A 6645-nucleotide genomic window follows, 5' to 3' on the forward strand; every position below is an offset into this window, starting at 1 on the left:
CCCAAAAGGGTGTCTTTTTCGTTTTACAAATAAAACTGAAAAAGTAAAACGAGTAAGTGAAAAACAGGCAAGTAATGTTGGTGCTATGTCAATAGTTGGGGTATCCTAAGTTTATGCAAGAAATTTATGGAAGCTAAGTAAAGATATTTTCTTTACTTAGCTATTTTTTATTATCCATATGAAGAATATGATTTCTAAAACGATTAAAGTTACGATAACCATAAGCATTGCGTTTAAGTACTTTGATTTTATTATTAGTACCTTCAGTAAATCCGTTAGTATAAACTGTTTCAAATGAATTGAGTATACCGGTTATCCAGTTATTCATGGTTAAAGAAACAGAAACAAAACGTGGTAAGTTACTATTTTCAGCATGAGTAATCCATGAGGTAAGTTTCTGCAGGGCTTCCAAACGTGTTTTGGAAGACATGACACCAAAGAATTCTTCTTTTAAAGCATGAGCCATACTAAGTTTTGTACTTGTGTGTAGCATAATCTTAACGGCTTGTTTATCAGCATCACTAAGATGCTCAAAGTGTTTGATAAGTAGTTTTTTAGATTTCTTAAAGTATTTACGACGATAATCAGAGAATTCAGTTTGGACTTCCTTACGAACAGATTCAAGTGTCCAAATGACTTGTCTGATATAGTGATATTTATCCACGATATAAGTAGCGTTAGGAAAGAATTCTTTAGCAAGATCACGATAAGTAGCCCACATATCACTGATTACCATTTCAGTATGAGAGGTATCATACTTAAGAAGGTAGGCAGATAAATCATCTTTATAACGATTGGGCAAAATATCAATGATACGATGGTGCTTGGGATCAGTTATAATGCACTGATATTTTTCATGACCAGTATTACCCTTGAATTCATCAAAAGAGAGAATACGTGGTAAAGAAGACGGAGAATAAGCAAGATGATCAAAAACACGTACAACCGTAGAAGTAGATAGATTAAGTTGTTTACTGACACTCTTAAAAGAGTGAGTTGAACTCAAAAGAGTAAGAATTTGAGAAATAAGCCTAGAAGTCATACGATGATAACGAGGAAGAAAGTCAGTTGTTTCATAGAAACGTTTATGGCAATGTGTACAGACATATCTATGCTTACGAAAAAGTAGAATGACATTTCTATTGAAGAAAGGTAAGTCCTTAATTTTTTGAAGTCGATAATCATCGAATACGATTAGTCATGCAGCCGCAAGAAGGACAAAAATGAGGCTTACGAATCATTTCTACTTCAAAAGTACAGGTATCATCAGTAATAAGTGTATTTTTAATAATAAGATTGTATAAACCAAGAATTTTTTGGGAATCATGTAAAGAGAGCATTGTCAACGACCTTTCTGTAGTATTTAAAGCATACTTAGGATTGTTGAAAATGCTCTTATTTTATACATAGAATAAGAGAGAATATTTTCTAGACTCCAACATATAGTGTAGAACCTAAGTAAGATAGGTTATTAGTAGGCAAGATATGTATTATTTTATAAAATATTCAAAATTATTTTATAAAATAAAAATATATAAATATAAAAACATGTTATAATTGTATATGGTACTCTAAAAACGGAGCCACAGATGCAGTTGAAAATGGATCCACTATAATCTTATAATCCATATGTACTGAAAATTACATATGGGGTGATATGGAGTGATTACTTTGATACAAAAACAAGAGATTATTATGGCGGCACTTAATGGAAAATCTCAAAGGGCTATTGCTAAGGAGTTTAGGATTGGACGTAATACAATCAGAAGATATATGAAGCAGTACTATGCTTCACGTGAGAAGCTTCTTGCAACTAGTACTCATACTGAAGATGTTCCTTTACTCATTCAGCAAGTAGTAGAAAAACCTAAATACGATACTTCTTCTCGAACAAAAACAAAGTTAACACCTGAAGTTATGCAAAAAATCTAAATGTATCTTAATCAAAATCAAGAAAAAAGAGAACATGGTATGCATAAACAACAAATGAAAGCGGTTGATATTTATGAGGCTCTTAAAGAACAAAAAGTTGACATTAGTTATACTACTGTTTGCAAAGCTGTTAGACAGCTTAATAAACAATCTAAAGAAGCTTATATTAAGCAAGAATACAAGCTTGGCGATGTTTGTGAGTTCGATTGGGGAGAAGTAAAACTTTACATTAATAGTGATAAGCCAACCGTCTATCAGTTAGCAGTTTTTACAACCGCTAAAGGTAACTTTAGATATGCAAGACTCTTTCGTTCTCAGAAAACAGAGTGCTTTTTAGAAGCACATAGTTTATTTTTTGATTACATTGGTGGAGCCTATAAAACAATGACTTATGATAACATGAAAATCGCTGTAAAAAGATTTGTTAGCTGTACAGAAAAGGAACCAACAGATGAGCTTTTAAAACTTTCTTTATACTATGGTTTTCAGTACCGCTTTTGCAACATACGAAGTGGCAATGAAAAGGGCCATGTTGAAAGAAGTGTTGAGTACATAAGAAGAAAAACCTTTGCTAGAAAGGATACTTTTTCTAGTCTTGATGAAGCCAACGAGTATCTTTTAAAAAGGTTGGAAGAACTTAATGCACTACCCAAAGAAGGCTACGATGGAAAATCTCCTTATGATGTGCTCGCAGCTGAAAAGCCATTTCTTTTACCAAAGATGCCTAAATATCATTCTAGTCGAATCACAGAAGCTAGGTTGATAAATACGCTACTATTTCAGTGGATCAAAACAGATATTCTGTTCCTGATTATCTTGTGGGACATTTTGTTACAGTAATCATTTATACAGACCGAATAGAATGTTTTTATGACAACAAAAAAGTTGCCACACATGCTAAGAAGTATGGCAACCATGAATGGAGTCTATGTATATCCCACTACACAAAGACCCTGACTCGTAAGCCTGGTGCATTAAGACAAAGCCTCGCATTAAAGCAATCAGACCAGCGACTTAAAAAAATATACAACTCTTATTATACCGAAAATCCAAAAGATTTCATAGCTCTTCTTGAATATATTTCTGAAGTTGGAGAAGAAAAAGTATATGATGCGATTCATGCACTTCAAAAGCTAAGTCCGCTGGATCTTTCAACAGATAAGATTAAACTTATTTGTGAGAGAAACACAGTCGCTCAGGAAACCTGTAGCGGAGATCCTAAGATCATTGATATTTCTAATGAAAATATAAAACGCATCAATGAAATCTTTGGTATTCAATCTACTCACTATCAAAAGGAGGCCATCTTATGAGCACACTTTTCGATAAACAGATAGAAGAAATCCAAACAATCTGTAAAGCTATTCGATTATCAGGGATTAATGCTTGTATAACAGAAGAACTCATGCAGGCTAAGGAAAAAAGACTGTCATATGAAGCATTTTTATTAAATATCTTGCGATATGAACAAGATAGACAGAATGAAAATGGCAAACAAAAACGAATCAGAAATGCAGGATTTCCTAAAAAAATGTATCTTGAAGAGCTTGATCAAACATATCTTAGTGGAGATGTTCAAAGAAAACTGAGCATACTATCTAACTTAGAATTCATTAAGAATGGACAAAATGTCATTCTATTAGGAAGTACTGGAACAGGTAAAACACATACTGCAACAGCATTAGGAATAAAAGCCTGCATGGAAGGATACAAAGTACTTTTTACCACTGTTCCATTACTGATTACACAACTAAAAGAATGCCGTAGTAATAAGACTTTAAAGGCTTTTGAAAACAAGTTTGAGAAATATGACTTAGTGATTGCAGATGAACTAGGTTACATTTCTTTTGATAAAGAAGGGGCTGAGTTATTATTTACACATATTTCGCTACGAGCAGGAAGGAAATCAACAATCATAACAACAAATCTATCGTTTGATAGATGGCATGAAATTTTTGGAGATCAGGTGTTAACAGCTGCAATGATAGATAGGTTAACACACAAATCCTATATTTTAGATATGAGTACCAGCTCATACCGGATCCATGAAACTGAAAAATGGCTCCAAAATCAAATGTAGAAATGACTAACGTTTATGCCGCGAAAGTTCCTTGATTATGAGGGTTGATATGCTAAGATGACCAGAATAGGCAGCACACAAGCTTCGTAGCTCATCATTCAACGGTGTAGCTGCTTCAGTTGCCAAAAGCATATCAACGGAGGCTCATAGTCAAGGAAACCGTGGAATAAATGTGGAAAAGAATAGAACACATATGACCTAGCGGTCATAAATTTTTGACTTAAGATGGATCCATTTTCAAATACATTTTGGTTCCGATTTCGCTTGACAAATACAATAATATAATAAATAGATTAGATTAGATTATATTATATTATATTATATTATATGGTGGTGTGTTTTATGCTTTTTTTAGCTATTTGTGATGATGATAAAAATTTACAAACGCTTTTACTTGATATTATTAAGAAGACCTTAAAGTCTATTAATAGACTTTATGAGATATATGTATATGATGATGGTGAATCATTATTAAAGGAAAAAGTTGAGTTTGATATTATATTTTTAGATATAGGGTTAAAGTATATGAATGGTATTGAAGTGGGGAAAAATATTAGAAATAATAATAAACAAACAAAAATTATATATGTAACAAGTTATTCCGATTATAGAGCAAATGCCTTTTCTGTACATGCCTTTCAATATATTATTAAACCATTTAAAGAAGAAGATGTACAAGCAATTTTGATGGAAGCAATTAGTTATAAAATTGAAGAAAGAAACAAGGAAATCATTACTCTAGAGACAGATAAGGGAATAATGTATTTGGAGACAGATGATATTTATTACTTTGAATATGAAGATAGACACGTGAATGTAATTTGTAAGAATATAACATGCAGAATCAATGCAAGAATAAAAGATATTATTAATAAATTTAGTACTCTGGGATTTGGTATGCCACATAAGAGCTTTGTTGTTAATTTATACCACATTAGTCGTATACGAGGATATGATATAGAGATGAAAAATGGTGTAATTATTCCGTTAGCACAGAAGCAGGCAGTTATTTTCAAGCAGATATTTAATAATTATTTACAAACTACGTTTAATTTTATTTAGTTCAACTGAGGAAAAAAGATGATTATTTTTTTTAGAATGATATTTTGTGTAGTACTAGGATGGATTGTATTTGATTTTTTAGCAGAAATGTACAAGGCAAAATATAATAATAAGTATATATATTGTATAGGAAGATTAGTTTATATTGTACTTTATATGAGTATAGACCTTTGGAATAAGCCTTTAGTTAATTTAGTGTATGGGTTTATAAGTATTTCAATAGTAAGCATAATCTTGTTTGAGATAAAATCATTAAAAGGAATTATTTATAATACATTATTTATGATGGGGCTTTTGAGTATAGATATTATAACTGTTTGCATAGTATCTATTTTTAAAGATTACACAATCATAACTAGTTTAAATCATGAACAAATTATGTTATTTACATGTATTATAAATCAAATATTAGATATAGCTACATATAAATATATGATTAGCTTATTAAGAAAAAGTAAGATAGATAGAATATCTATAAGTAAAAGTGTATATTTTATACTAATGTTAATATTTCAACTAAGCATTATTATTTATTTAAGTTATTATGGTATAACAAGTTCTGGAGGAATGCTAATATACATAGTTATCGTCTTTACTATTTTGGATTTATATACAGTTTTTATATTATATCAAGTTTCAAAATATAGTGAGATAAAATACGATATATTATTTTATCAAAAGCAAAATGCAATGACCCATAAATATTATAGTAACATGAAGAAGAAGTACAATGAATCTCGTAAATTATTACATGATATAAGAAATCATATAGTTGTTCTTGAGCATTTATATGAGACAAATCAAAAAGAAGTAGCAAAAAATTATACATTGAATTTATATAAGGAAATGGAGTCACTGGGATACAACTATAAATGTAATAATAGTATATTAAATGTTATTATTGATGAAAAGATAAGAAGATGTAAAGAGAGTAATATTGTATTTAATATAAGAATTCAAGATACCAAGATGGATTTTATTGAAAGTATAGATCTAACAAAGATATTTGGTAATTTATTAGATAATGCTATTGAGGCCAATCTGCAGATTGAAGAAGGTAAGAGATATATAGAATTAAGGATACATGAATTTAATAACTATGTTGTAATTAATATTACTAATAGCATGAATCAAGTTATTTGGACAAATGATAATATATTTTTATCAACTAAGAAAGACCACCTAGGTATAGGCCTAAAAAATATAGAGGAGAGCGTTAAAAAGTACGAGGGCAACTTAAAAATAGATTATTCAATGAATGAGTTTCAAGTGAAAATAGTTTTATTAATTCCCCAAAAAGAGTAGTTTCTTATTATAAGAGGCTACTCTTTTTATATCCTTAGCATGAATACTGTATTTTATACATAAAAACTGTAGTATATGAAAAAGATATTCAAAAAAAGATAAAAACTAATAAAATGAGTATATAAGACAAATGAAAAAAATTAGGAGGTAAACATTAACTATGTTAACGACATGTGCTAGATTATCTCAACTTATAAATAGGATAAATATGGTAATATATCAGGTTGCATAATCCCTAAAATAATTATACTAAGGTTTATTTATCC

7 protein-coding genes are annotated in these 6645 nt (G+C 30.1%); 6 read left to right on the forward strand and 1 reads right to left on the reverse strand.

The annotated features are described in order from the left end of the window. Positions 1 to 160 precede the first annotated feature (160 nt). The gene (locus JCM14822_RS17445; RefSeq protein ID WP_306307385.1) at positions 161 to 1195 is read right to left on the reverse strand and encodes an ISL3 family transposase; all 1035 of its coding nucleotides are present in this window, start codon (positions 1193 to 1195) and stop codon (positions 161 to 163) included. A 467-nt stretch (positions 1196 to 1662) separates the two neighbouring features. On the opposite strand from JCM14822_RS17445, the gene JCM14822_RS22180 reads away from it, so the two are divergent. The 6 genes from JCM14822_RS22180 to JCM14822_RS17465 all read left to right on the forward strand — a co-directional run bounded on the left by JCM14822_RS22180 (position 1663) and on the right by JCM14822_RS17465 (position 6379). Then, complete coding sequence (locus tag JCM14822_RS22180; RefSeq protein ID WP_242861550.1) at positions 1663 to 1932, forward strand: helix-turn-helix domain-containing protein; 270 nt, start codon at positions 1663 to 1665, stop codon at positions 1930 to 1932. A 39-nt stretch (positions 1933 to 1971) separates the two neighbouring features. Continuing rightward, positions 1972 to 2772, forward strand: coding sequence for an IS21 family transposase (istA, locus tag JCM14822_RS22185; protein WP_242861551.1), 801 nt, complete (start codon positions 1972 to 1974; stop codon positions 2770 to 2772). Then, complete coding sequence (locus JCM14822_RS22190) at positions 2751 to 3245, forward strand: hypothetical protein (protein WP_242861552.1); 495 nt, start codon at positions 2751 to 2753, stop codon at positions 3243 to 3245. The genes istA and JCM14822_RS22190 overlap by 22 nt, the downstream gene beginning before the upstream one ends. Then, positions 3242 to 4012 carry an IS21-like element helper ATPase IstB gene (gene istB / locus JCM14822_RS17455; RefSeq protein WP_054743820.1) on the forward strand — a complete coding sequence of 257 codons (771 nt, stop codon included), beginning with the start codon at positions 3242 to 3244 and terminating at the stop codon, positions 4010 to 4012. Before JCM14822_RS22190 ends, istB begins: the two co-directional genes overlap by 4 nt. Before the next feature lie 342 nt (positions 4013 to 4354). Next, complete coding sequence (locus JCM14822_RS17460; RefSeq protein ID WP_054743821.1) at positions 4355 to 5074, forward strand: LytR/AlgR family response regulator transcription factor; 720 nt, start codon at positions 4355 to 4357, stop codon at positions 5072 to 5074. Between the two features lie 18 nt (positions 5075 to 5092). Continuing rightward, positions 5093 to 6379: a sensor histidine kinase gene (locus tag JCM14822_RS17465; RefSeq protein WP_054743823.1), complete on the forward strand. Its 1287-nt coding sequence runs from the start codon at positions 5093 to 5095 to the stop codon at positions 6377 to 6379. The last annotated feature ends 266 nt before the right edge of the window (positions 6380 to 6645 follow it).

It is taken from the genome of Cellulosilyticum ruminicola JCM 14822 (genome assembly GCF_001311925.1).
GTDB classification, from domain to species: domain Bacteria; phylum Bacillota; class Clostridia; order Lachnospirales; family Cellulosilyticaceae; genus Cellulosilyticum; species Cellulosilyticum ruminicola.